Origin of the sequence: Jiangella muralis (assembly GCF_001270745.1) — a bacterium.
In the GTDB taxonomy this organism is placed as follows: Bacteria; Actinomycetota; Actinomycetes; order Jiangellales; family Jiangellaceae; genus Jiangella; species Jiangella muralis.
Genome location: NZ_KQ434752.1, coordinates 252,102 through 276,640 on the forward strand (window position 1 = coordinate 252,102; position 24,539 = coordinate 276,640).

The window sequence follows — 24,539 nt, forward strand, 5'->3', positions numbered from 1 at the left end:
CGTGGGCAGGGCGCGGTTCGCCGCGCCCGGGGGCGCGTGCCCGTCACCGACGGCGATCTACCTGCATCTATACTCTGGGCGGTGGCCGAACTGTCCGTCAGTGAGCTGGTCGAGGCGGCGTCCAGGGGCGATCAACGCGCCTGGGACCGCCTGGTCGACGACCACGCGTCGCTGGTCTGGGCGGTCGTCCGGAGCCATCGGCTGCACGGCGGCGACGCCGAGGACGCGTTCCAGAGCACGTGGCTGCGGCTGGTCGAGCACCTGGGCCGGCTGGCGCACCCGGAGCGGCTGGCCGCCTGGCTGGTCACCACCGCACGCCGCGAGTGCCTGCGGCTGCTGCGCAAGGGCGGCACCGAACTGCCCGACCTCCACGTCGCCGATCGCGCTGACGATGCCGCTACCCCAGATCCCGGACCGGTCGAGGCGCTGCTCGCCCGCGAGGAGCAGGTCGAGGTCCTGCGCGCGTTCCAGCGGCTGCGGCCGCGCTGCCAGGACCTCCTGCGGCTCACGGCGGCCGCTGCCGACCCGCGCTACGCCGACGTCGCCGCGGAGCTCGACATGCCCGTGGGCAGCGTCGGCCCGACCCGGCAGCGCTGCCTCGAACACCTGCGCCGGCTCATCCACGACGGCGACACCGGCGGCGATACGAACGACGACACCGGCGGCACCGACACCGCCCGCGACACGAACGACACCGGCCCGGCCAGCGCCCGCCCGCGCACGGGCCGGCGCTGAAGGGGGCATCCATGGCTGACGACGACCACCTGGTCGACCAGCTCCGCGAGGTCATCGAGGCCACCGACCCGCCGCCACAGCGGCTGGTCGACATCGCCAAAGCGAGCCTCGCGTGGCGCACGGCCGACGCCGAGCTGGCCGAGTTGGTCGGCGACTCCAGCGCCGAGCCGGCCGCCGCGGTCCGCTCGGGCATCGAGGTGCCACGGCTGCTGACGTTCACGTCCGGCGACACCGTGGTGGTCCTCGAGGTCACCCGCGAGGCCGGCGCGCACCGCGTCATGGGCCAGATCGTCGCGCCGGCGCCGGCCACGGTCGAGGTGCGGCACGTCGGCGGTGTCGTCACGGTCACCACCGACGCCGACGGCCGGTTCCGCGCCGCGCCGGTCGCGCCCGGCCCCATCTCGGTCAGCTGCCGGTTCGACGACGACGCCCGCCCGGACGTCGTCACCAGCTGGGTCAGCGTCTGAATGAGCAACGTCGAGCCGGTGACGTCCGGCCTGTCCGGCGCCGCCGTCGTCCGTACGGCCGGCACGTATCGCAAGGCGTCGGCCACCGACGATCTGCTCGGCGAGGCCGCGCGGCTGACCTGGCTGCGGGCGCGCGGCATCCCGGCGGCCTGGGTGTGCCTCCCGGGTCTCGGCCGTAGCGAGCGGCGTCCAGGTGGATGCCTCGCAAGGCCGAGGAAGGAGTCATAGCGGGGGTCTATGACGACTGACGAGAACGCAGCGAGGCGCCGCCTGGACGCCGCGCAGTAGGCCACGGACCCAGGAGACCCACCCTAGGTGCTGGAGTCCGCACCGGACCTGCTGGTGACGGCCGAGGTGCCGGGCGTCGCCGCCGACGCCGAGTGGCCCGGCGACGCCCGCGACCGCGTCGTCGACGCGCTGGCCGGGCTGACCCGCACGCTGCACGCGCTGCCGGTCTCCGGCTGCCCGTACGACCGCCGGCTGGACGTCACGGTGCCGGCGGCGCTCGCGGCTGACGTCGACCTCGACGACCTCGACGACGACCGCGCCGGCTGGAGCCGCGACCGGCTCGTCGCCGAGTTGCTGGCCACCCGCCCGGCCGGTGAGGACCTCGTCGTCTGCCACGGCGACCTCACCACGCAGAACGTGCTGATCGACCCCGAGACGCTGACGGTGAGCGGCATCATCGACGCCGGGCGCCTGGGCGTCGCGGACCGCTGGCTCGACCTCGCCATCCTCACCCGCGAGCTCGACGACGACCTCGGCCCCGACGCCGCCGCCCGCTACCTGCGCGGCTGCGGCGTCGCGCCGGACCCCGCCAAGCAGACCTTCTACCGGCTGCTGGACGAGTTCTTCTGAGCCGGCGTCACCCAGCCGCGAACGGCAGCGGCTCGGCGCCGGCCTCGGCGACCCGGGCGCTGACGGCGGTCATGCGGCGCCGGTGGTGGTGCCGGCACAGCACCTCGTAGCCGACCACGCCCGCGCCGTCGGTGTCGCCGACGACCACCTGCTCGCCCTCCGTCACCATGATGCCGCCGACCGTGCGGGCGTTGTGCGTGGCCCGACGCCCGCACCAGCACAGCGCCTCGACCTGCAGCGTCTCGACGCGGTCGGCCAGCTCGACCAGTCGCGCCGCGCCCGGGAACAGCCGGGTGCGGAAGTCGGTGAGGATGCCGAACGCGTACACCGGGACGTCCAGCTCGTCGGCCATGCGGCCGAGGTCGTCGACCTGCTCGGACGTGTAGAACTGCGCTTCGTCGCCGATGACGTAGTCGATGCGGGCCCCGGCCGTGAGCCGCGCCGCCACCAGCGCCCACAGCTGCGTCGACGGCGTCACCTCGACGGCGTCGGCGGACAGCCCCAGCCGGCTGGACACCGTCGCCTCGCCGGCGCGGTCGTGCGAGGTCAGCAGCAGCCCGGCCAGCCCGCGGCGGCGGTGGTTGTAGTCGGTCTGCAGGGCCAGCGTGGACTTGCCGCAGTCCATGGTCCCGGTGAAGAAGTGCAGCTCAGCCAACCCGATCAGGCCTCTCCGACCAGCAGCGGCACCATCAACTCGTCGTCGCTGAGCGCGCCGTGCAGCCCGCGCAGCCGGGTCTCGACGGGGAACACGCTGCGCCGCTCGACCGCGCAGTCGCCGTGCACGCTGGCGACGACGTCGCCGATGCGCTCGGCCACCCGCGCCTCCACCGCGCCGAACCAGCCGGCCGCGACGGCCTCGGCACGGGTCAGCACCGCGGCGCGGTCGCTCAGCACCGACCGCCACGCGGCGGCGATGTCGTCCGCCGCCGCGCCGGGCACGCCGTACACGTGCCGGAACCGCGCCTCCCCCGCCACCAGCGCCACGCCCTCGCGCAGCGCGGGCACGTCGTCGACGTCGATGCGGCGGTCCGGCTCGACGTCGACCATGCCGTGGTCGGCGGTGACGACGAGGACGGTGCCGGGCGGCAGCTCGTCGTAGAGCTGCTCGGCGAAGCGGTCGACCATGGCCAGCTGGTAGCGCCACGCGGCGGAGCGCCAGCCGTGCTGGTGGCCGGTGTAGTCGAGGTCGCCGTCGTAGACGTACACCAGCGACGGCGCGGCGCCGGACGACCCCTCGACGGCGGCCGCGACCCGCTGGCCGTAGGTGTTGGCGGAGCGGAACGGGCCGCCCATGGCCGCGCGGGTCAGCCCGGTGTCGCGGAAGCTGCTCTGCCCGATGACGGTCGTCGCCACCCCGGCCCGCGCGGCGCGGTCGAACAGCGACGGGTACGGCTGGTACGTCAGCGGGTCCAGCGGCGGGTCCCACTTGAGCGCGTTGAAGATGCCGTCGCCGCCCGGCACCCGCGACGTGTAGCCGACGATGCCGTGCTTGCCCGGCGGCAGCCCGGTGCCGAGGCTGGCCAGGCTGGTGGCCGTGGTGGTGGGCGTGCCGGCGGTGATGGACCGGCCGGTCATCGACGTCAGGAACGGCGCCTGCACCGGGTGCGCGCGCAGCAGGTTCCAGCCGAGCGCGTCGACCAGCAGGACGCAGTAGCGCCGGGCCGGCGCCAGCCCCAGCACGTCGACCTCACCGGCGACGCCCAGGGCGGCCAGCACGGATGGCAGGAGGTCGGCGAGGGCGTCCTCGCCGTAACGCGGCAGCGGCACCGTCACCGCACGCTGATGGTGGCGGCGGACAGCGCGCGGGCGAACGTCAGCAGGTCGCGCACGCGGCTGACGCCGTCGCCGGCCTCGCTGACCCGCAGCGTGAAGTCGTCGGACGTCAGCGCGCCGGTGTAGCCGTGGTCGGCCTCGCACTCGGGGTCGCCGCAGGTGGCCGGCTCGAGGTCGATGCGGCTCATGGCGCCCCACCCGACCGTCAGCACGACGTCGAGCGCCGGCGTGCCGGTGCGATACGCCGCCGGCGACGTGACGGTACGGCTGACCACGACCGAGGTGACGCGGTCGAGCGGCACCGCCTCGGTGGACGTGGTGGCGTACGGCACGTCGTGGGTGTCGTCGGACGGGTACTCGTCGGTGTGCCCGACGATCAGCCTCGTCGGGGTGAGCACCAGCACACTGACGTGCCGGCGCAGCTCGTCGCGGTCGAAGTGCGGCTCGTGGTGCACGACGTACGAGTTCACCGCCTCGCCGGCCAGCGAGGTCTCGAGCATGTCCGCGACGAGATCGGGGTAATAGCCGGCCTCCTGAATGGCCAGGCGAAGACCCTCACGCGTCCCTGTATCCGCCATTCCTCCATCCTCGCACGCTCGTGGCCGCCGCCGTCACGGGAGCCGCCGGGTGTACCAGTCCTGTCGCCCGGCCGGGGCGGCGACCCGGGCGGAGCCGTTGACGACCGTCAGGCCGGACTCGCCGGCGAGCACCGGGTCCAGCTCCACGGAGCCGACCTCCGGCACCTCGTCGACCAGCCGCGACATGCGGTGCACGAGGTCCTCGACCGCACCCAGGTCGGCCATGATGCCGCCGTGGTAGCCCATCAGCAAGGCGGCCGCCTTCACCTCCCGCACCATCTCGGCCGCGTCGCGGTCGGTGAGCGGCGGGATGCGGTACGACCGGTCCCCCAGCAGCTCCGACGCCACGCCGGACAGCCCGAACGACACCACCGGGCCGAACAGGGGGTCCTCCCAGGCCCGGATCGACACCGGCACGCCGCCCGGCGCCATCGGCTGCACGACGAACCCGGCCTCAGCCGGGTCGAGCAGCGTCTGCGCCATGGTCGCCCAGGCGTCGCGCATCTCGTCCGCGGTGTCGATGTTGCGCCAGACGGCGGCGAGGTCGGGCCGGTGCCGCAGCCGCGGCGACATCGCCTTCAGCACCACCTCGCCGCCCAGCTCGTCCAGGGCGGCCAGCGCGGCGTCCAGCGTCGGCGCCTCGACCATCGGCAGCAGGTCGACGCCGTAGGCGGCGAGCAGCTCGCGCAGCCGCTCCGGAGCGAGGTCGGCGCCGGTCCGCGGGTCGGTGCCGGGCGCGCTCAGCGCGCCTCGGGCCAACTTGCGGGCCGACGCGGCGTCGCAGCCGTCCAGCCGCGGCACCTTGCCGTGACTGCGCCGCCGCCACTCGGCGTACGCGGTGGCATGGCCGAGCGCGCGGGCCGCCTCCTCCGGCGACGGGTACGACGGCACCCCGGCCGGGCCACGGACGCCGCGCTGGCCCTGGAACGTCGTCACGACCGGCTTCCCGGCCGACGCGGCCACCTCGGCCAGCGCCGCGGCGACGTCCGCGCCGCCGGGCCCGTCGACGGCCGGTGCGTAGACGACGAGGACGGAGCTGACGGCGGGCTCGTCGACGAACGTGCGCAGCGCCTTGCGGTAGTCGTCGGCGGTCGCGCCGGCGCCGAAGCCGACCGGGTCGCCGTAGACGTCCAGGCCGGCGCTGACGGCGGCGTCGGCGGCCAGCAGGCACAGCGCGCCGGAGTTGCCCATGACGGCGACCGTGCGGCCGGTGGGCAGCGGCTGGAACGCCAGCACCTGCGCGACGTCGAACAGCTCCGGGATGGTGTCGACGAGGATCACGCCGGACTGCCGGAACATCGCGTCCAGCGCGTCGGCCGGCGCCTCGATCGGCCGGACGGTGTGCCCGAGCGGCACGCCCTGGGTGGACCGTCCGCTCTTGACCGCCACCACCGGCTTGACCTCGGCGACCGCGCGGGACAGCCGGGAGAACTTGCGCGGGTTGCCCAGCGACTCGAGGTACAGCAGCACCACCTCGGTGGCGGGGTCGTCACGCCAGTACTGCAGCAGGTCGTTGCCGGACACGTCGGCACGGTTGCCGGCCGACACGAACGTCGACACGCCCAGGCCGCGGGCGGCGCCGTCGGCGAGGATCGCGCTGCCCAGCGCGCCGGACTGGGCGAACAACCCGACCCGTCCGGCCGGCGGCAGCGTGGTGGCCAGCGACGCGTTCAGCGAGAACGCGGGGTCGGTGTTGACGATGCCCAGGCAGTTCGGCCCGACGATGCGCATGCCGTGCGCCCGCGCCAGCCGGACCAGCTCGGCCTGCCGCGACCGGCCCACCGGCTCACCCGTCTCGGCGAACCCGGACGACACGACGACCAGCCCGCGCACGCCCTTCGCGGCGCAGTCGAGGACCACGTCGGCGACGGCGTCGGCGGGTACGGCGACCAGCGCGAGGTCGACCTCGCCGGGGACGTCGCGAACGCTCTTGTAGGCCGGCAGCCCGGTGATCGCCGTCGCCTCGCGGTTGACCGCGTAGACCGGCCCGGTGAAGCCGCCCAGCACGAGATTGCGGACCAGCGTCTGGCCGATCTTCTCGCGCCAGCGACTGGCGCCGATGACCGCGACCGACCGCGGCGTCAGCAGCCGCTCGATCGAGCGCGCTTCGGCCCGGTGCTCACGCGCCGCCATGACCTCCAGCGAGCTGCCCGTCGGGGCGATCTCGAACTCCACGTGGACGACGCCGTCCTCGTAGCTGTTGTCGACGGTGTAACCGGCGTCGGCGAAGACGGTGATCATCTTGTGGTTCGCCGGCAGGATGTCGGCGACGAACCGGCGCACGCCGCGCTCGCGGGCCGCCTGCGCCAGGTGCTCCAGCAGCACGCTGCCCACCCCGCGGCCCTGGTGCCCGTCCTCGACCAGGAACGACACCTCGGCGTCGGTGGCGTCGAGCCGCTCGTACCGGCCGACGCCGATCATGGCGTCGCCGATCAGCAGGATCAGCGCCACCCGGTCGCGGTGGTCGACGTTGGTGAACCGCTCGACGTCGCGGCCGGACAGCGTCGGGTAGGGGGCGAAGAAGCGGTAGTACTTGGAGCGGTCGCTGACGCGCGCGTAGAACTCGACCAGCCGCTCGGCGTCGGCGGGCACGATGGGCCGCAGGTGCGCCGTCGCGCCGTCGGACAGCACGACGTCGGCCTCCCAGTGCGCGGGATAGACCGCCGCTTCGTCCACGGTCACCCAGGCTAGCCGCCGGGACGGCCGGAACCCGGCACATTCCGGACGCCGATAGGGTCCAGTGCCATGCGCTTCGGACTGGTCGGCACCGGACACTGGGCCCGGGTGGCCCACGCACCCGCGCTCACGGCGACGGCGGACGTCACGTTCGCCGGCGTCTGGGGCCGCGACCCGGCCCGCACGGCCGCCTTGGCGGACGAGTTCGGCGTGCGGGCGTACGGCTCCTTCGACGAGTTGCTGTCCGACGTCGACGCCGTCGAGTTCTCCGTCCCGCCGGACGTCCAGGCCGAGTACGCCACGGCCGCCGCCACCGCCGGCAAGCACCTGCTGCTGGAGAAGCCGATCGCGCACGACGCCGGCGCCGGCCGCGCCCTGACCGACGCCGCGGCGGCGTCCGGCGTGGCCAGCGCCGTGTTCTTCACCCAGCTGTACCGGCCCGAGGTGCGCGACTGGCTGGCGTCCTGCCGGGCCGCCGCAGCCGAGCACCCGTGGGAGGGCGGGACGGCGCTGACGCTGGGCTCCGTGCAGCGCGAGCACGGCGTCTTCTCCACGCCGTGGCGGCTGGAGCGCGACGGCGGACTCTGGGACCTCGGGCCGCACGCGCTGTCGATCCTGCTGAACGTCCTGGAGCCGGTCGAGGCGGTCGCCGCGCACGAGGACCCGCTGGGCACCGTCCACCTCGTGCTGGGCCACCGCGGCGGCGCGTCCAGCACCGTCAGCGTGTCCCAGAACGTCCCCACGGCGGCCGGCCTCTCCTACGCGCGCGTGTGGGGCGGCGCCGGGCACGCCGTCCTCCCCGACCAGCCCACCACCGTCGTCGACGCGCTGAGCACGGCCATCACCGAGCTGACGGCCGCCGCGCGGCCCGGCGCCGCGGCGCACCCGTACGGCCTGGCGTTCGGGGCGCGGGTACTCGACGTCCTGGTCCGCGCTCAGGGCCATTTGGACCGTGCGCGAGACGACGGACAAATGTCACCGCAATGAACGCCGCCGGCATGACCCGATTCCCTCGTGTCGGCGAGACGAACTCGTGTCGACAAGTGCCCCGAAATACGGGCCAAACCTTGACATGATCGTCATTTCCCGGAAAGAGTGCACGTCGTACCAAGTCTCCGGCAGGAGTAGGGGGTATCTGTCGCTTCGGCTCGGTCTCTACAACTGAATCCTTGCGCACAGAGCCTCCGGATCATCCGCAGCATCCGCAGAGAGGAGCGCACATGCGCTACCGCAAGATCGCCCTGGCGGCGGCAGCCGCCGGTCTCATGGCCGTCGGCTTCGCCGCGCCGTCCCAGGCCGCGCTGACCACGTTCTGTGACGGGGTCGCAGCCGACGTCACCGTTCCCGGTGACCTCGTCGTGGCCGCCGGCAAGTCGTGCGAACTGACCAACGTCGTCATCAACGGCAACGTGACCGTTCGTGCCGACGCGAACCTGCTGCTCGACGGCGCGACCGTCAACGGCAACGTCCGCGTCCTGGCGAACGGCTTCGCTGACGTCGTCGGCACCTCGGTCAGTGGCAGCACCGTCCTGACCGCGGCGTACGGCGCGTACACCGAGAACAGCACGCTCGGCAACAACGTCACCGCCACCGACTCCGGGTTCTTCTACTCGGTCGGCTCGGACCACGCCCGCAGCGTCACCTCCACGAACGGTGAGACCTTCATCGAGAGTGGCTGGGTCACCCGGAACCTCGCGACCACCGGTGACACCCTGACCGACGTGTACGACACCGTCATCGAGGGCACCTACTCGGTGACCGGTGCCGAGCAGGGCGGCGTCCTCTGCCTGTCGGAGATCGACGGCGACGCCTCGTTCAGCGGCAGCGGCGAGATCCTCCAGATCGGTGCGTCGGCCCCGCTGACCGGCTGCGGCTACAACGCGTTCGGCGGCGACCTCAGCATCACCGACAACAGCGCCGACGTGTACGTGTCCGACAACGTGGTCCGCGGCGACTTCAACGTCTCGGGCAACACGGGCACCGTCGTCGCCGAGAACAACCGCGTCCGCGGCGAGGACAACTCCGGCGCGGCGGCTGCCGCGGCGAGCCGTTCCCGCACGGCGGCCGTTCCGTCCGACGTGGCGGCGGACCGCAAGGCGCAGGCCAAGGCCGACGCCGAGGCGCGTTCCACGGTCGCGTCCGACGCGGCCGAGGCGGCCGGCCCCGCGTTCAGCTGAACTCGGGCCAGCCGTAACTGACACACCGGCGGCGGGCGGTCTCCTTCGGGAGGTCGCCCGCCGTCGTCGTTCTGCCCGCCCACCTGGCGCCGCCCCTCTCCGTCCGGCGCCGCCCCGCCCGCCCGCGCCCCTCGCTCCGCCCGGCGCCGCCCCGCCCGGCGCCGCCCGCCGCGCCCGCGCCCGCCCGCCCCTCTCTCCGTCCGGCGTCTTCGTCAGAACGGCGGCCGGCGGCCGGCGATCGTCGTTGTTCCGCAGCTCTCAGGCGTTTCTCACGTCGGACGGGCAGACTGAGAGCATGCGAGTACTTGTCGTCGACGACGATCCGGGCGTGCGCGAGTCGCTGCGCCGGTCGCTGGCGTTCAACGGCTACCAGATCGAACTCGCCGGCGACGGCGAGGAGGCGCTGCGCGCCATCAGCACCGATCCGCCCGACGCCGTCGTCCTCGACATCATGATGCCGCGCCTCGACGGCCTCGCGACCTGCCGCGCGCTCCGTGCCGCCGGCAACGACCTCCCGATCCTCATGCTCACCGCCCGCGACGAGGTCTCCGACCGCGTGTCCGGGCTCGACGCCGGCGCCGACGACTACCTGCCCAAGCCGTTCGCGCTCGAAGAGCTGCTGGCCCGGCTGCGCGCGCTGCTGCGCCGGGCCGCGCCCGCCACCGACCCGTCGAGCGGCCCGCAGCTGCGCATGGGCGACCTCGTCCTCGACCCCGGCACCCGCGACGTCACCCGCGGCGGCCGCGCCATCCGGCTCACCCGCACCGAGTTCTCGCTGCTGGAGCTGCTGCTGCGGCATCCGCGGCAGGTGCTCACCCGCGACCGCATCCTCGAGGAGGTGTGGGGCTACGACTTCCCGACCACGGCGAACTCGCTGGAGGTGTACGTCGGGTACCTGCGCCGCAAGACCGAGGAGCAGGGCGAGCCGCGGCTCATCCACACCGTCCGCGGTGTCGGCTACGTCGCCCGGGAGGATCCGCCGTGACCAGCGACGCCGCCCGCCGCGTCTGGTCGCCGTCGAACGCCGTCCCGCCTCCGCCGCCGCCCAAGCGCCCGTCCGCGCCGCCGGGTCCGCCCGGCGGGCCGCCGCCCGACGCGCAGCCCACCGGATTCGCGTCCCGGCTGTCGCTGCGCACCCGCGTCGGCGCGCTGGCCGCCCTCGGCGTCGGCCTCGCCGTCACGCTGACCGCGCTGGCGGCCTACCTCACGGTGTCGTCGCAGCTGCAGTCGAGCGTCGACGAGAACCTGCTCGCCCGCGCGCGCAGCGCCGTGTCGACCACGCTCGGCGACCCCAACCAGCTGGCCACCGTGCCCGGCGCGGCGATCGTGGCGACGGACGTCCGCATCGCCCTGCTGCAGGCGAATGGGACGGCCATCGTCGCACGCGGCACCGACACCTCACCGCCCATGGGCGACACCGAGGTCGAGGTCGCCCTGGCCGAGAGCCCGCAGAGCGTCCGCACCGCCGACCTGCGCGGCGACCGCTACCGCGTCGTCGCCGTGCCCGCCCAGCCCGGCTTCGCGCTGGTGCTCGCCCAGTCGACCGAGCAGACCGAGGAGGTGCTCGACCGCCTGCGGCTGGTGTCGTTCATCGCCGGCGGGGTCGGCATCGTGCTGGCCACGTGGGCCGGGCTGTCCATCGCGCGGGCCGGGCTGCGCCCCGTCCGCCAGCTCACCCAGGCCGCCGAGCACGTCGCCGCCACGGGACAGCTGGAGCCGATCGAGGTCACCGGCAGCGACGAGATCGCCCGCCTCGCGCACGCCTTCAACGCCATGCTGGCGGCGCTGAGCGAGGCCCGGCTGCGTCAGTCTCGGCTGGTCGCCGACGCCGGGCACGAGCTGCGCACCCCGCTCACCAGCATGCGCACCAACCTCGACCTGCTGGCGCAGAGCGAGGCCAGCGGCGGGCTGGCCGCGGCCGACCGCACCCAGCTGATCGCCGACACCCGCGCCCAGGCCGTCGAGCTGTCCACCCTCGTCGGCGACCTCGTCGAGCTGTCCCGCGAGGACCCGCCGGCCGCGTCGCGCGAACAGGTCGACGTCGCCGACGTGGTCCGCGACGCGCTCAGCCGGGTCCGCCGCCGCGCGCCGGGCGTCGTGTTCTCCGCCGACCTGCAGAGCTGGATCGTTCCCGGCGACGCCACCCAGCTCGGCCGCGCGGCCACCAACCTGCTCGACAACGCCGCCAAGTTCAGCCCGCCGCACGGCACCGTCACCGTCACCCTGCACGACGGCGTCCTCGACGTCTGCGACGAAGGACCGGGCATCGCCGACGAGGACCTCCCCCGCGTCTTCGACCGCTTCTACCGGTCCTCGGCGGCGCGCGGGCTGCCCGGGTCCGGCCTGGGGCTGGCCATCGTCAAGGCGGCGGCCGAGCGGCACGGCGGCAGCGTCGAGGCCGGGCGGTCCCCGTCGGGCGGCGCGCGCCTGACGATGCGGCTGCCGGCCGCTTCTTCGGCTGCTCTTGACTGACTCTCAGCCTGTTCTCAGAGATTCCGTGCACGGTGGAGACATGGACGACGTGACCCGCAATCCCGGCGAGCCCGAGGGCTCGGCCAGCACCACGACGCTACCGACCGTGCCCGTGCCCCCGCCGCCCGCGGGGACCCCGGCCGGCACCGCGCCTGACCAGGCTCCCACCACCGAGTCCCCCCGCAGCGGCTGGAGCACCCCGCCGCCGTCCGGCGAGCAGCCGGGCGCACCCGAGCCGACCGAGGCCGGCGCGGCCGGCTCCCCGCCGCCGCACGAGCCCGTCCTCGGCGACGGCGACCGCAAGCCCGAGCCGAAGCGCCGTCGCGCCCCGCTCGTGCTGGCCGGCGTCGCGCTCGGCGCGATCATCGGCGGCGCGGCCGGCGCGGGTGTCGCGGCCTACGTCAACGACGACAACGGGAACGACTCCGGCGGCGACGCCGTCACCCGCAGCGACCTCAGCAACTCCGGCAGCAACAGCCAGCAGACGTCCAACGCCTCCGGCGTGCAGGCCGTCGCGGCCGACGTGCTGCCCAGCGTCGTGTCGATCACGGTCGCCTCGCAGTTCGGGGAGGCCGGCGGCACCGGCGTCATCATCTCCTCCGACGGTGAGATCGTCACGAACAACCACGTGGTCGAGGGCGCCGGCGACGGCGGCACCGTCCAGGTGACGTTCGCCGACGGCACCACGGCCGACGCCGAGGTGCTCGGCACCGACCCGCTCACCGACCTCGCCGTCATCAAGGCGAAGGACGTGTCGGGCCTGCAGGCGGCCGAGCTCGGCAGCTCCGGCGACCTCGCCGTCGGCCAGCAGGTCGTCGCGATCGGCTCGCCGCTCGGCCTCGACGGCACCGTCACCACCGGCATCGTCTCCGCCCTGGACCGCCCGGTGGCCGCCGGCTCCGAGCAGCAGGGCAGCGTCAACTCCGTCATCGACGCCATCCAGACCGACGCGCCGATCAACCCGGGCAACTCGGGCGGGCCGCTGGTCAACATGAACGGCCAGGTCGTCGGCATCAACAGCGCCATCGCGACGTCCGGCCAGAGCAACGGCTCGATCGGCCTCGGCTTCTCCATCCCGATCGACCAGGCCAAGCCGATCATCGACGAGCTGCGCAGCGGCGACCAGCCCACCCACGCGCAGATCGGCGTGGGCGTCGGCGACGCCCAGGGCGACGTCCGCGGCGCCGAGATCGCCCAGGTCAACGACGGCAGCGCCGGCGCCGACGCCGGCCTGCAGCAGGGCGACGTCGTCACCCATGTCGGCGACCGTGTCGTCACCGACGCGACCTCCCTGATCGCGGCCGTCCGGTCGCACCGTCCCGGCGACGAGATCGAGCTCACGTACGTCCGCGACGGCCAGGAGAGCACCACCACGGTGACCCTCGGCAGCGACGCGCCGACCAGCTGAGCCACGCCGTCGTCCGGTAAACCGACGCCCTCGAGAGCACCTGGTGCGTGTGTTCTCGGGGGCGTCGCCGTTTGTCAGTGCCGGCGGGCAGACTGGGAGCGTGCTGCTGAAGGACGTCGCCGACACCTCCGCCGCCGTCGCCGGGGTCTCCGGGCGGCTGGCGAAGACCGACCTGCTGGCCGGCTGCCTGCGCCGGGCCGCGCCCGACGAGGCCGCGGTGGTCGCCAGCTACCTCGCCGGCGAGCTGCGGCAGCGGCGCACCGGCCTCGGCTACGCGTCGCTGCGCGACCTGCCGCCGCCCGCGCCGTCGGCGTCGCTGTCGGTCCTGGAGGTCGACGCGTCGTTCGGCGCCCTGGCCGAGTTGTCGGGGAAGGGCTCCACCGCGGCGCGGCGCGAGCGGTTCCGCGAGCTGCTGGCCCGCGCCACCGCGTCCGAGCAGCGGCTGCTGGCCGGGCTCGTCTCCGGTGAGCTGCGGCAGGGCGCGTTGGACGGCGTGCTGACCGAGGCCGTCGCGCGCGCCTCGTCGGTGCCGGCCGTCGACGTGCGGCGGGCCGCCACCGTGGCCGGGGCGCTGGTGCCCGTCGCGGCCGCCGTGCTGGCCTCCGGCGCCGACGGGCTGGCCCGGTTCCGGCTCACCGTCGGGTCGCCGCTGCGGCCCATGCTGGCCTCCCCCGCGCCCGACCTCGCCGACGCGCTCGAGCGCACCGGCGAGGCCGCCGTCGAGTGGAAGGTCGACGGCGTCCGGGTCCAGATCCACCGCGACGGCCGCGACGTCGCCGTGTTCACCCGCACGCTCGACGACATCACCGCCAACGTGCCCGAGCTGGTCGAGGCGGCGCTGGCGCTGCCGGTCCGGTCCGCGGTGCTCGACGGCGAGACCATCGCGCTCGACCCGTCCGGCCGGCCGCTCCCCTTCCAGCGCACCGCGTCGCGGGTCAGCAGCCGGGTCGACGTCGCGGCGGCACGGGCCAAAGCGCCGCTGTCGCTGTTCGTCTTCGACCTCCTCCACGTCGACGGCGCCGACCTCATCGGGGCGCCCGGCACCGAACGCTGGGCCGCACTCGCCGCCGTCGTGCCCGCCGCCGCCCGGGTGCCGCGGCTCGTCACGGCCTCGGTGCCCGAGGCGCAGGCCTTCTTCGACGACGCCATCGCCCAGGGTCACGAGGGCGTCATCGTCAAGGGCCTCGACGTCCCCTACGAGGCGGGGCGGCGTGGCGCGGGCTGGCTGAAGGTGAAGCCGCGGCACACGCTCGACCTCGCCATCCTCGCCGCCGAGTGGGGTCACGGACGGCGGCAGGGGTGGCTGTCCAACCTGCATCTGGGCGCGCGCGACCCAGCCGGCGCGTACGGCCCGGCCGGCGGGTGGGTGATGCTCGGGAAGACGTTCAAAGGGCTGACCGACGCCATGCTGACGTGGCAGACCGCCGAGCTGCAGTCGCTGGCGTCCGGGCCCACCGACGGCTGGGTGGTCCAGGTGCGGCCGGAACTGCTGGTCGAGATCGCCTTCGACGGCGTCCAGACGTCGCCGCGCTATCCGGCCGGCGTCGCGCTGCGGTTCGCCCGCGTCCTGCGGCACCGTCCCGACAAACCGGCCGCCGAGGCCGACACCATCGACTCGGTGCTGGAGATTCGCGGGCCTGCGTAGGCGGGCGCTCGTTGGCCGGGTTCCTACCATTGGCCAGCGCTTCCAGCTCTGCGGGTTTCCTCGTCCGCTGGCCGCCGCCGGGTTTTCGTCCACCTTTTGCGTTGTGATAGCAGCACAGAAGGTTGATGATCATGGCGCGGGAGCGGGAGCACGCGCTGAGCGGCTGACCGAGGCCCGGCGACGTGGTGTGGAGGCGGCGCGGGCCGGACGACGGCGCTGCGCGAGCGTCGCGTTGGGGTAGGTATGACCCGCCCCTCTAGGGAGGGTGCCCACCCTACGGGCGGGCACCGACAACGTCGCGCCGCAAAACCGCGTCGATCCGCTGGCCGCCGTCTGGCCGCCGGGGGCCGGAAGGGCCGGCACCCGCCGGTGACCGGAAGGGTCAGCGGGCCGCCGGTGACCGGAAGGGTCAGCGGGCCGCCGGGGCCGGAGGGGTCAGCGGCCGCCGCTGATGCCGCGGTGGGCCTGCGCCAGCCGCTCCATGCCGTCGGCCAGCACCTCGACGCCGGTGTGGTCGGACGAGCGCAGCAGCAGGCCCGCGGCCTCCCAGAGCGCCGTCTGCACCGCGTTGCCCGTCTGGTCGTCGGCCGCCGCAGTGGCCGCGGTCTCGAGGCCGGTGGTGGCGTCGACGAGGCGGGACCAGGACGTCGGGGCGTAGCGGCCGGTGACGACGCGGACCTGCTCGCCCTCCTTGAGGACGGCGTCGCGCTCGCGGTCGAACAGGTACTGGCCGAGCGCCGCGCCGCCCACCCCACCGCCGGCGACGCCGATGAGCAGGCCGAGGATGGCGCCGACGGCGCCGAGGCCGAGCACCAGCGCCAGCACGATCAGCAGCACCGCGCCGGCCGCCGCGCCGGCGATGGCCGGGATCAGCTGGTGGCGGCGCAGCCCGATGCCGACCACCTGGAACATCGGGGGCGGCTGGGCCAGCGTCTCGGCGACACGGTCACGCAGCGGCCGGTCGTTCAGCCCGGGCCGCAGCACCGCGAACGTCTCGGGCACCGCCTGGCCGGACGTGGCCGCATGCGTGGGCCGTCCCGAGGTCCACCGGACGGCGCCCCAGGGACGCTTCTCGACGACGTTGGGCAGCCACGAGCCGCGCTTGGCGTGCAGCCGATCGACGATGTCCTGCTGCTGCTCCCATGCCTGCGACCACTCCCACTCCTTCATCGCGCTCAGCGGGTGCGGTCGGCTCATCTCGATCTTCTCTCCATCGTGATCGTTCACCAGGGTGCACGTTGCCCGTCCCCCGAACGAGACTGTTCGAAGCCTACCCAACCGGCGACGGCGATCATTGGCCCATCCGGACATAAATGTCTGATCTTGCCCACCGCGGCTCCCCCGCACGCATCGGGCCGCCCACCCGGCGGCTACGGTGAGGGTGTGTACCGGTTCCTGCTGACGCCTCGCTGGCTGCTGCTGCACGTCGTCACGGTGGCAGCGGTCGCGGGTTGCCTGCTGCTGGGCTGGTGGCAGGCCGACGTCTACCAGGACAGCAGCGGACGGCACGAGCAGCGCGACCGCGAGCCGGTCGCCGTCGCCGAACTGGCCGCGCCCGGCGCCGAACTGGGCGACGCCGCCGACCGGCCGGCCGTCGCGACCGGCACGTACCTCGCCGGCCAGCAGCAGCTCGTCCCCGGCCGGGTGCACGACGGCACGCTCGGCTCGTTCGTCGTCACGCCGTTGCGGACGGACGGCGGCATGGTGGTGCCGGTGCTGCGCGGCTGGGTCGACGACCCCGGAGACGCCGGCGTCGCCGTCCCCTCCGGCGAGGTCACCATCACCGGCTACCTGCTGCCGCCCGAGACGCCCGACCACGCGACCGTCCGCACCGGCCAGCAGCTCGAGGACGGCCGCATCGCCTACATCGCCCCGGACCAGCTGGCCCAGCGGGCCGGTGTGAGCGAGGCCACGGCGCTGCACGGCTACCTGCTGCAGCGGGAAGAGTCGCCGGAACCGGCCGCCGCGCCCGTCCCGCTCGACGTCGACGCCGTCGCACCCATCCGCGACGTCAGCCCGTGGCAGAACCTCTCCTACTGGGCCCAGTGGTGGGTGTTCGCGCTGGCCGCGGTGGTGTTCTGGGTGAGCATCGTCCGCAACGGCGTCCGCACCCGGCGGCGGGGCGACGCCCCGGCCGACGACGACAACGAGAGCGACGACGTCAGCGCACCCGCTCCGTCTCACGCGCCTTCCTGACCACGAACCGCTCGGCGAAGAACGACGCGAACGGCACCGTGCCGGCCAGCCCGATGAGGACGGCCCAGCTGGCCTTCCAGCCGCGCTGGTGCACCAGCAGGCCGGTCGCGATCAGGTAGACGACGTACAGCCAGCCGTGGATCGGCGAGACCGTGCGGCTCATGGTGGCGTCGCCGGGCGGGCCGTAGCGGACGAACATCGCCACGCAGAGCAGGAGCAGCACCACCCCGGTGGTGTAGGCCATGACACGGTAGAAGGGCAGGGCATCTCGACGCACCCTGCGAGGGTAGTCCTGCCGCCCGGCGCCGGAGACGACGGGTCAGAATGGACGGGTGCCGCTTCGAGTCCGCGAGACGCTCGTCATCCCCGACGACGAGCTGTCGTGGCGGTTCTCCCGGTCCAGCGGACCCGGCGGCCAGGGCGTCAACACCACCGACTCGCGGGTCGAGCTGTCCTTCTCCGTCGCCGGGTCCCGGGTGCTCGGCCCGGCGCAACGGGACCGGCTGACCGATCGGCTGCGGCACCGCCTCGTCGACGGCGTGCTGACGGTGGTCGCGTCGGAGCACCGGTCGCAGCTGCGCAACCGCGAAGCCGCGATGGACCGGCTGGCGGCGCTGCTGGACGAGGCCCTGCGCCCGCCCCCGCCGCCGCGCCGCCCCACGAAGCCGTCACGGCGGGCCCGGGCCCGGCGGGTCGAGCAGAAGCGCCGCACCGGCGTGACCAAACGCCTCCGCCGCCGCCCGGACGACGGCTGAGGCGACGGCTGAGGCGAGGGGCTCAGGCGCTCAGGCTGGGCTTGATCGCGACCAGCCGGCCGAGCAGGCCGTTGACGAACGTCGGGGACTGGTCGGTCGAGAGGTCGCGGGCCAGCGACACCGCCTCGTCCAGCGCCACCGGGTCGGGGACGTCGTCGCGGTACAGCACCTCGTAGACGCCGATGCGCAGCACGTTGCGGTCGACCGCAGGCATCCGCTGCAGCGTCCAGCCCTCGGAGTAGGTCGAGATCAGCTCGTCGATGCGGTCGCGGTGCGCGATGACGCCCTCGACCAGCTGGACGGTGTACTCGTTCAGCGGCTGCTCGGCGGTGGCCATGCGGTGCGCCAGGGTCGCGCCGAGCGTCAGCCCGCGCAGCTCGGACTCGTACAGGATGTCGAGCGCGCGCTTCCGGGCACGGCTCCTGGCGGGCATGTGACGGCCCCGTCAGCCGGCGCGGCCGAGGTACGAACCGTCGCGGGTGTCGACCTTGACCCGCTCGCCGCTGGTGATGAACAGCGGGACCTGGACCTCGTAGCCGGTCTCGAGCCGGGCCGGCTTGTTGCCGCCGGTGGACCGGTCGCCCTGCAGGCCGGGCTCGGTGTACTCGATGGTGAGCACGACCGACGCCGGGAGCTCGACGAACAGCGGGGTGCCGTCGTGCAGGCCGACCGTCGCGTCCTGGTTCTCCAGCATGAAGTTCGCCGCGTCGCCGACGATGCCCGCGGCCACGTGCGTCTGCTCGAAGCTCTGGGTGTCCATGAACACGAAGTCGTCGGCGTCGCGGTACAGGTAGGTCATCTCGCGGCGGTCGACGTTGGCGGTCTCGACCTTGACGCCCGCGTTGAAGGTCTTGTCGACCACCTTGCCGGACAGGACGTTCTTCAGCTTCGTCCGCACGAAGGCGCCACCCTTGCCGGGCTTGACGTGCTGGAACTCCACCACGCTCCACAGTTGCCCGTCGAGGTTGAGCACGATGCCGTTCTTGAGGTCGTTGGTCGTCGCCACGTCGTTCGATGCCTTCTGTCGTCTTGGTTTCGGGTCCCGGCCGCGTCAGGCGTCCAGGATCAGCAGGTCCTTGGTGGTGGGCGTGAACAGTTCGGATGCGCCGGAGGCGCGAACCGCCAGCGTGTCCTCGATGCGGACGCCGCCGCGGCCGGGCAGGTAGATCCCGGGCTCGACGGTCACAGCCATGCGATCGGCCAGTGTACCCGCCGCGGAGTAACCGAGCGTCGGCGCCTCGTGCACTTCCAGGCCGACGCCGTGCCCGGTGCCGTGCCCGAAGTTCTCCTTGTACCCGGCGTCGTCGATGATCGCACGGCTGCCGCGGTCGACCGACATGCACTCGGCGCCGACGGCGACGGCCTCGACGCCGGCCTGCTGGGCGGTGGCGACGAGGTCGTAGATCTCGCGCTGCCAGTCCTGCGGCTCGGCCCCGACGACGGACGTGCGGGTGCAGTCGGCGTGGTAGCCGCGGTAGGCGGCGCCGAAGTCGATCTTCAGCAGGTCGCCGCGCTCGACGACGCGCTCGGTCGGCCGGTGGTGCGGCACTGCACTGTTCGGGCCGGTCGCGACGATGGTCTCGAACGCGACGGCGTCGGCGCCGTGGCCGAACATCCGCCACTCGAGGTCGCGCGCGATCTCCTTCTCCGTGCGCCCGGCGAACCCGCCCGCGGCGTAGAGGTCCTCCAGCGCCCGGCAGGAGATGGCGCACGCCTGCGCCAGCAGGCCCAGCTCGTCCTCGTCCTTGACGGCGCGCAGCTGCTCGACCGCCCGGCCCAGGTGCACGGTCTCGACGGCGCCCGCCTCGGCGTCGAGCGCCGCGCGCACCGACTCCCACAGTTCGAGGGTGACGGCCTGCTCCTCGACGCCCAGCCGTAGACTCCCCCCGCCCTTCGCCGCACGGGTCGCGAGGGACGCCGCGACGCGCCGCTCGACCACCAGCTCCACGTCTTCTGCGACGGCCTTCGCGGCCGTAGAATAACGACTATCCGTCGCGAGCACGGCCGAACCGTCCGAGGTCAGGAGCAATGCCGCGTTACTGCTGTCCAGGCCGGTGAGATAGCGGACGTTGACCAGGCTTGTGACTAACGCCGCGTCGATCTTGTCATCAACCAGCTTCCGAGCCAGTTCGGCGCGTCGTCTCGCATGGGTCTCCGCCATCTTGTCTCCCTCTCCATCCACTATGACCTGGGTTGATGCTGCCGTATTTCAATAATTGAGACGGGTGCTTCGCAGTTGATCACTGCTCGACTACGCTCATGATCATGCTCATCCTAGGCCTTGTCGTCATCGTCATCCTGGCCCTCGTCATGAGCTTTCTCGTCATTCGGCGCGGGCCCGAGACAACCACCGCACGCACCTTGTCTTCGTCCTTGACGCCGCCCCCCGGCGTGCGACTCCCCCGCGAGTTGCAGGACGAGGTTCGCGACGTCGCTTCGCGCGGTAATACCGACCAAGCCGTCAAAAGCCTGCAGAAGCGGGCACACCTCCCACACCCGCAGGCTACCGCCATCGTGTACGCGCTTCAGGTGGGACAGGTGTTCCCAGAGCCCGAACCCGACAGCACCGCACCCTCCTCCGCCCCGGCCCGCCGCCGCGGCGCCGTCGACGCCGAACTGCTGGCCACGCTGCGCCGGCTGGTCAGCCAGGACCGCCTGCGCCGCACGGCCGCCATCAGGCTGCTGCGCGAGCGCACCGGCATGAACGGCCGCGACGCCCGGCGGTTCCTCGACGCGCTGTGACTCCTTCTCTCGCCCGACCCGCCGCTGCCTGAGACCTCGCGGCCGGCACCAGCCGAACCCTTGCTATCACGACCTATGCCGGTGATAGCATTCCGGCATGCGTCAGTTGCTGCTGCGGATCCCCGACGATCTCCACCGGCGGCTGGCCGCGCGCGCCCAGCGTGAAGGCGTCTCCATCAACGCGCTGGCCAACAAGGTGCTCTCCGCCGCCGCGCCGCCGCCTCCCCCGTCCGACGACGACATCGACGTGCGCCGCCTCGAACTGCGCGAGAAGGCCCGCGACCTCGGCATCCTGGTCGAGAGCCCGGCGCCGTCCGTCCCTCCGGCGCGGTTCGTCCGCGCGCTCAAGGACACCGAGGGCGCCGGCCCGGTCGTCGACGAGCTCTGGGCCGACGGCCGATGAGCGTGCTCACCTACGTCGACTCGTCGGTGCTGGTGCGCTCCTACCTCGCCGACGAGCCGCGGCACGCCGTCGCGCGCGGGCTGATCGAGGGCCGCACGCTGCTGGTCACGTCCACGCTGGCGCTGCTGGAGGCGTCGTCGGCGCTGGTCCGGGCCGCGCGCACCCGCCGCATCGGCGACGTCGACACCCTGCTGGCGAAGCTGTACGAGGAGGTCTCGCCGACCGGGCCGATCGCGCTGATCCGGGCCGACGCCCTCGACACCGAGAACACCGCCCGGGTGCTGGTGCGCCGGTTCGGCATCCGCGCGTTCGACGCCATGCACCTCGCCATCGCCGACCTCGCCGCGCGGCCGCTGGTCCGCTCCGGCGAACGGGTCGGATTCGCCTCCCACGATCCCGCCCAGCGCGCTGCGGCCGCGGATCTCGGGTTCGTCGCGGTCTGACCGGTACGGTCGTCGGGTGGACTTCTGGCTGATCGTCGTCATCGCGTTCGGCGCCGCATTGGTGCTCGGGTTCGGCGTCGTCCTGCGGCGGGCCCGTGTCGATGCCGTCAGCGGCACCACCACGCCCACGCTGACCGCGTCATCGCCGGCTCCCACGTCACCGGGCCCTACGGCGCCGGCCGGCATGGACCGCGCGGCGCTCGACGACGCCGTCCGCGCCCTGCTCGCGGAGGGCAAGCTGATCCCCGCCGTCAAGCTGGTCCGCGAGCGCACCGGTTTCGGCCTCAAGGACGCCAAGGAGTACGTCGAGCGGCTGCCCGCCGGGGCGAGCGCACCGCCGTCCGCGCCGTCCCCCGACACGGTCACGCCCGAGGCGATGGCGCACATCCAGCAGCTGGTCGCGCAGGGCAAGACGATCCAGGCGGTCAAGGTGCTGCGCGAGCACACCGGCCTGGGGCTCAAGCAGGCCAAGGACACCGTCGACCGCATGGCCGAGTCCGGCGTCGTCGCCGCGCTCGACCTCCCGGAGCCGGCCGCTTCCCCGTCCGACGAGGTCATGGCGCGGGTGCGCGCGCTGGCGGCGCAGGGCAGGAAGATCCACGCCATCAAGGAGCTGCGCGATCACTCGCCCGGACTCGGCCTCAAGGAGGCCAAGGACATCGTCGAGCGGCTCTGACCAGCTCAGACGAGGCTGGCGACGGCGCGCAGCGCGAGCTCGTACGAGCCCAGCCCGAAGCCGGCGACGGTGCCTGTGGCGACGGCGGCGACGACGCTGGTGTGCCGGAACTCCTCGCGCGCCGCCGGGTTCGAGATGTGCACCTCGATCAGCGGCGCCCGCAGCTGCGCGCACGCGTCGCGCAGCGCGTAGGAGTAGTGCGTGAACGCGGCCGGGTTGAGCACGACCGGCGTGCCCGCGTCGGCGGCCTCGTGCAGCCAGTGCACCAGCTCCGCCTCGTCGTCGGTCTGCCGCACGTCGGCGTCGAGCCCGAGGTCGGCGGCGGTCTCGCGGCATCGCTGCACCAGGCCGGCGAACGTGGTGCTGCCGTAGACGTCAGGCTCGCGGGACCCGAGTCGGCCGAGGTTGGGACCGTTGAGCACCAGTACGCGCGTCGTCACGGCCCGACCCTATCGGTGCCTCACGGGAGCCGGTTGCCGGCCGCCCGGTAGAGCGCGTACCAGGTCTCGCGGTCCAGCTCGATCTCCGCCGCGCGGGCCAGCTCGGCGACCCGGGCCGGTTTCGTCGTGCCGACGACCGGCTGCATGCGGGCCGGGTGGCGCAGGATCCACGCGACGGCGACCGCGCCCGGCGTGGCCCCGTGCTCGGCGCCGACGGCCGCCAGCGCGTCGTTCAGCTCCCGGAAATCGGGGTTGGTCAGGAACGTCCCGGCGATGTGGCCGTGCTGCAGCACCGACCACGGCTGGATGGTGATGCCGTGCAGCCGGCAGTACTCCAGCGCGCCGCCGTCGCGGACCACGCCGCCGTCGAACCCGGTATTGACGTTGAGGCCGGAGTCGACCAGCGCGGTGTGCGCGAGGCCGAACTGCAACTGGTTGGCGATCAGCGGCTGGTTCACGTGCGCGCGCAGCAGCTCCAGCTGGGCCGGGTTCTGGTTGCTGACCCCGACGTGGCGCACCTTCCCGGCCGTCACCAGCTCGTCGAAGGCCGCCGCGACCTCGTCCGGCTCCATCAGGGTGTCCGGGCGGTGCAGGAGCAGCAGGTCGACGTAGTCGGTGCGCAGGCGGCGCAGCGACCCCTCGACCGACGCGCGGATGTGGCCGGCGGAGAAGTCGAAGAAGCCGTCGCGGATGCCGCACTTCGTCTGGACGACGATGTCCTCGCGCCGCACGCTCGTCTGCGCCAGCGCCGCCCCGAAGATCTCCTCGCAGCGGCCGCCGCCGTAGATGTCGGCGTGGTCGAACATCGTGATGCCGGCGTCGGCGGCGGTGCCGATCAGGTCCGCGACCTCGCCCTCGGCCAGCTGGTCGATGCGCATGCAGCCGAGCGTGACGGCCGAGCCGCGCAGCCCCGACCCGCCGATGTCGATGTACTCCACCCGGCGAGCCTAACCGGCCGACCCCCGTACTTCGTCCGCCTTGGCAAGGCTGGTCGTCGCGCCAAATCCGACATCCCGGACATCACAGCGACGGCTGGCCTTGCCAAGGCAGGGGCCTGTGGACGACGGATTCGCTCGATACGCCGGGAGCGGCAATGATCGAGCCGCCCGGCCGGCGAACGAAAGGATGCGCCGTGGCCGACCTGCCGCCCGTGGTCACCTATGCGGGCGCCCTGGCTGCCGGTCTCACCGAGAGCGCCGTCCGCCACCGGGTGCGGCAGGGGCGGCTCGTGGCGGTACGCCACGGCGTCTACTGCTCGCGCGAGGTGTGGGAGCGGATGGGCGGCGATGTGCGGCTGCGCCACGAGCTGGAGATCCGCGCCGTGCTGACGTCGCTCGGCGGCACGTGGGTGAGCCACTACTCCGCCGTGGCGCTGCGGCAACTGCCGCTCCCTCACGGCTGGGACGAGATCGTCACGCTGACGCGGCCGGCCCGGGCCGCCGGGCGGCCGTCATACCCGGGGGTCCGGTTCCGGACGGCGGCCGTTCCACCCGCGCACCGGGCGGCGGTGTTCGGACTGCCGGTCCTGACTGTGGCGCGCAACGTGCTCGACATCGCGCGCACCGACGGGCTCGCCGCCGGCCTCGTCGTCGCCGACGCGGCGCTGCGCCGTGACCTCACGACGGCCGCCGACCTCGCTGCCACCGTCGCGGACCTCGCCGGTTGGCCGGGCGTCGCCGCTGCTCGGCTGGTGGCCCTGCACGCATCCGGGCTGCGCGAATCACCGCTGGAGTCGTCCTCGTATGCGCTGTTCCTGCGGCGCGGGCTGGTCCTCCCCGAGTCGAACGTCTGGCTCACCGCGCAGCGCCGCGGCGGGGTGCGAGCCGACTTCGTGTGGCGGCGGCATCGGCTGATCGGCGAGGCGGACGGCCGGGTGAAGTACGACGATCCGTGGAGTACCGCGGAGCCGGTGCTGTGGCAGGAGAAGCTGCGGCAGGAACGCTTGGAAGACCTTGGCTTCGTCGTCACCCGCTGGACCGGCGCCGAGCTCCACCATGACCCGGACGCCATCGTTGCCCGGCTGGTCGCGCGCTCCCGCCGGGCCCACGACCTGTACGGAGTGCCGCCGCTGGTCCCGTGAGCCTGGCGATACAGG

General features: G+C 73.6%; 28 protein-coding genes. 17 read left to right on the forward strand and 11 right to left on the reverse strand.

Translation table 11 applies throughout. The annotated features are described in order from the left end of the window. Positions 1-81 precede the first annotated feature (81 nt). The 4 genes from ACW62_RS04115 (at position 82) to ACW62_RS04130 (ending at position 2,060) form a co-directional block, all read left to right on the forward strand. Positions 82-735, forward strand: a complete 654-nt coding sequence (locus ACW62_RS04115) for an RNA polymerase sigma factor (RefSeq protein WP_083459177.1) — start codon at positions 82-84, stop codon at positions 733-735. 11 nt (positions 736-746) lie between these two features. After that, complete coding sequence (locus ACW62_RS04120; protein ID WP_053202811.1) at positions 747-1,202, forward strand: carboxypeptidase-like regulatory domain-containing protein; 456 nt, start codon at positions 747-749, stop codon at positions 1,200-1,202. Then, positions 1,203-1,430, forward strand: coding sequence for a hypothetical protein (locus ACW62_RS04125; RefSeq protein WP_053202812.1), 228 nt, complete (start codon positions 1,203-1,205; stop codon positions 1,428-1,430). 87 nt (positions 1,431-1,517) lie between these two features. Continuing rightward, complete coding sequence (locus tag ACW62_RS04130; protein WP_053202813.1) at positions 1,518-2,060, forward strand: phosphotransferase; 543 nt, start codon at positions 1,518-1,520, stop codon at positions 2,058-2,060. A 7-nt stretch (positions 2,061-2,067) separates the two neighbouring features. Here the strand turns inward: ACW62_RS04130 and ACW62_RS04135 are convergent, their stop codons facing one another. From ACW62_RS04135 to ACW62_RS04150, 4 genes are read right to left on the reverse strand one after another with little or no spacing between them, the layout of a single operon-like run. After that, a complete protein-coding gene (locus ACW62_RS04135) occupies positions 2,068-2,715 on the reverse strand; it encodes a thymidine kinase (protein WP_053202814.1) in 648 nt (215 codons plus the stop codon). Positions 2,716-2,720: 5 nt separating this feature from the next. Continuing rightward, a complete protein-coding gene (locus ACW62_RS04140; protein ID WP_053202815.1) occupies positions 2,721-3,833 on the reverse strand; it encodes an alkaline phosphatase family protein in 1,113 nt (370 codons plus the stop codon). Next, positions 3,830-4,411, reverse strand: a complete 582-nt coding sequence (locus ACW62_RS04145; protein WP_053202816.1) for a DUF5998 family protein — start codon at positions 4,409-4,411, stop codon at positions 3,830-3,832. Before ACW62_RS04145 ends, ACW62_RS04140 begins: the two co-directional genes overlap by 4 nt. A 33-nt stretch (positions 4,412-4,444) precedes the next feature. Then, positions 4,445-7,093, reverse strand: a complete 2,649-nt coding sequence (locus tag ACW62_RS04150) for a bifunctional acetate--CoA ligase family protein/GNAT family N-acetyltransferase (RefSeq protein ID WP_157574364.1) — start codon at positions 7,091-7,093, stop codon at positions 4,445-4,447. Between the two features lie 63 nt (positions 7,094-7,156). Here ACW62_RS04150 and ACW62_RS33745 point away from each other — a divergent pair, with 63 nt between their 5' ends. The 6 genes from ACW62_RS33745 to ACW62_RS04180 all read left to right on the forward strand — a co-directional run bounded on the left by ACW62_RS33745 (position 7,157) and on the right by ACW62_RS04180 (position 14,789). Then, positions 7,157-8,074, forward strand: coding sequence for a Gfo/Idh/MocA family protein (locus tag ACW62_RS33745; protein ID WP_053202817.1), 918 nt, complete (start codon positions 7,157-7,159; stop codon positions 8,072-8,074). Positions 8,075-8,307: 233 nt separating this feature from the next. After that, complete coding sequence (locus tag ACW62_RS04160) at positions 8,308-9,264, forward strand: hypothetical protein (protein ID WP_053202818.1); 957 nt, start codon at positions 8,308-8,310, stop codon at positions 9,262-9,264. 295 nt (positions 9,265-9,559) lie between these two features. Further along, entirely contained in the window at positions 9,560-10,249 is a 690-nt protein-coding gene (locus ACW62_RS04165; protein ID WP_083459180.1) for a response regulator transcription factor, read from the forward strand. Beyond that, a complete protein-coding gene (locus tag ACW62_RS04170; protein WP_205629128.1) occupies positions 10,246-11,736 on the forward strand; it encodes a sensor histidine kinase in 1,491 nt (496 codons plus the stop codon). The genes ACW62_RS04165 and ACW62_RS04170 overlap by 4 nt, the downstream gene beginning before the upstream one ends. Positions 11,737-11,776: 40 nt before the next feature. After that, a complete protein-coding gene (locus tag ACW62_RS04175) occupies positions 11,777-13,144 on the forward strand; it encodes a S1C family serine protease (RefSeq protein WP_083459182.1) in 1,368 nt (455 codons plus the stop codon). A gap of 100 nt (positions 13,145-13,244) precedes the next feature. Continuing rightward, the gene (locus tag ACW62_RS04180) at positions 13,245-14,789 is read left to right on the forward strand and encodes an ATP-dependent DNA ligase (RefSeq protein WP_053202820.1); all 1,545 of its coding nucleotides are present in this window, start codon (positions 13,245-13,247) and stop codon (positions 14,787-14,789) included. 435 nt (positions 14,790-15,224) lie between these two features. On the opposite strand, the gene ACW62_RS04185 is transcribed toward ACW62_RS04180, so the two are convergent. Beyond that, positions 15,225-15,986 carry a hypothetical protein gene (locus ACW62_RS04185; protein ID WP_169791987.1) on the reverse strand — a complete coding sequence of 254 codons (762 nt, stop codon included), beginning with the start codon at positions 15,984-15,986 and terminating at the stop codon, positions 15,225-15,227. 186 nt (positions 15,987-16,172) lie between these two features. Between ACW62_RS04185 and ACW62_RS04190 the strand changes: the two genes are divergently transcribed. Beyond that, positions 16,173-16,985: an SURF1 family protein gene (locus ACW62_RS04190; protein ID WP_053202822.1), complete on the forward strand. Its 813-nt coding sequence runs from the start codon at positions 16,173-16,175 to the stop codon at positions 16,983-16,985. Here the strand turns inward: ACW62_RS04190 and ACW62_RS04195 are convergent. Next, positions 16,951-17,262 carry a DUF3817 domain-containing protein gene (locus ACW62_RS04195; RefSeq protein WP_205629129.1) on the reverse strand — a complete coding sequence of 104 codons (312 nt, stop codon included), beginning with the start codon at positions 17,260-17,262 and terminating at the stop codon, positions 16,951-16,953. The genes ACW62_RS04190 and ACW62_RS04195 overlap by 35 nt on opposite strands. A 55-nt stretch (positions 17,263-17,317) precedes the next feature. Here ACW62_RS04195 and arfB point away from each other — a divergent pair, with 55 nt between their 5' ends. Next, complete coding sequence (arfB, locus tag ACW62_RS04200) at positions 17,318-17,740, forward strand: alternative ribosome rescue aminoacyl-tRNA hydrolase ArfB (RefSeq protein WP_053202824.1); 423 nt, start codon at positions 17,318-17,320, stop codon at positions 17,738-17,740. A 22-nt stretch (positions 17,741-17,762) separates the two neighbouring features. Here the strand turns inward: arfB and nusB are convergent, their stop codons facing one another. The 3 genes from nusB to ACW62_RS04215 are packed head-to-tail and all read right to left on the reverse strand — an operon-like array spanning position 17,763 to position 19,901. After that, positions 17,763-18,173, reverse strand: a complete 411-nt coding sequence (nusB, locus tag ACW62_RS04205) for a transcription antitermination factor NusB (protein WP_053202825.1) — start codon at positions 18,171-18,173, stop codon at positions 17,763-17,765. Positions 18,174-18,185: 12 nt separating this feature from the next. Next, on the reverse strand, positions 18,186-18,746 hold the full coding sequence (efp, locus tag ACW62_RS04210) for an elongation factor P (protein ID WP_053202826.1): 561 nt from the start codon (positions 18,744-18,746) through the stop codon (positions 18,186-18,188). Between the two features lie 45 nt (positions 18,747-18,791). Continuing rightward, the gene (locus ACW62_RS04215; RefSeq protein ID WP_053202827.1) at positions 18,792-19,901 is read right to left on the reverse strand and encodes a M24 family metallopeptidase; all 1,110 of its coding nucleotides are present in this window, start codon (positions 19,899-19,901) and stop codon (positions 18,792-18,794) included. Between the two features lie 98 nt (positions 19,902-19,999). Here ACW62_RS04215 and ACW62_RS04220 point away from each other — a divergent pair, with 98 nt between their 5' ends. The 4 genes from ACW62_RS04220 to ACW62_RS04235 all read left to right on the forward strand — a co-directional run bounded on the left by ACW62_RS04220 (position 20,000) and on the right by ACW62_RS04235 (position 22,004). Then, positions 20,000-20,482 carry a hypothetical protein gene (locus tag ACW62_RS04220; protein WP_053202828.1) on the forward strand — a complete coding sequence of 161 codons (483 nt, stop codon included), beginning with the start codon at positions 20,000-20,002 and terminating at the stop codon, positions 20,480-20,482. A 97-nt stretch (positions 20,483-20,579) separates the two neighbouring features. Beyond that, positions 20,580-20,885 (forward strand): toxin-antitoxin system HicB family antitoxin, encoded by a 306-nt coding sequence (locus tag ACW62_RS35060; RefSeq protein WP_053202829.1) that lies wholly within the window; start codon positions 20,580-20,582, stop codon positions 20,883-20,885. Further along, the gene (locus tag ACW62_RS04230) at positions 20,882-21,328 is read left to right on the forward strand and encodes a type II toxin-antitoxin system VapC family toxin (protein ID WP_053202830.1); all 447 of its coding nucleotides are present in this window, start codon (positions 20,882-20,884) and stop codon (positions 21,326-21,328) included. The genes ACW62_RS35060 and ACW62_RS04230 overlap by 4 nt, the downstream gene beginning before the upstream one ends. Positions 21,329-21,344: 16 nt before the next feature. After that, positions 21,345-22,004 (forward strand): ribosomal protein L7/L12, encoded by a 660-nt coding sequence (locus ACW62_RS04235; RefSeq protein ID WP_053202831.1) that lies wholly within the window; start codon positions 21,345-21,347, stop codon positions 22,002-22,004. A 5-nt stretch (positions 22,005-22,009) separates the two neighbouring features. Here the strand turns inward: ACW62_RS04235 and aroQ are convergent, their stop codons facing one another. Next, complete coding sequence (gene aroQ, locus ACW62_RS04240; protein WP_053202832.1) at positions 22,010-22,444, reverse strand: type II 3-dehydroquinate dehydratase; 435 nt, start codon at positions 22,442-22,444, stop codon at positions 22,010-22,012. Between the two features lie 20 nt (positions 22,445-22,464). Continuing rightward, positions 22,465-23,382 (reverse strand): aldo/keto reductase, encoded by a 918-nt coding sequence (locus ACW62_RS04245; RefSeq protein WP_053202833.1) that lies wholly within the window; start codon positions 23,380-23,382, stop codon positions 22,465-22,467. 194 nt (positions 23,383-23,576) lie between these two features. Between ACW62_RS04245 and ACW62_RS04250 the strand changes: the two genes are divergently transcribed. Then, positions 23,577-24,524: a type IV toxin-antitoxin system AbiEi family antitoxin domain-containing protein gene (locus tag ACW62_RS04250; RefSeq protein ID WP_053202834.1), complete on the forward strand. Its 948-nt coding sequence runs from the start codon at positions 23,577-23,579 to the stop codon at positions 24,522-24,524. Positions 24,525-24,539 lie beyond the last annotated feature (15 nt).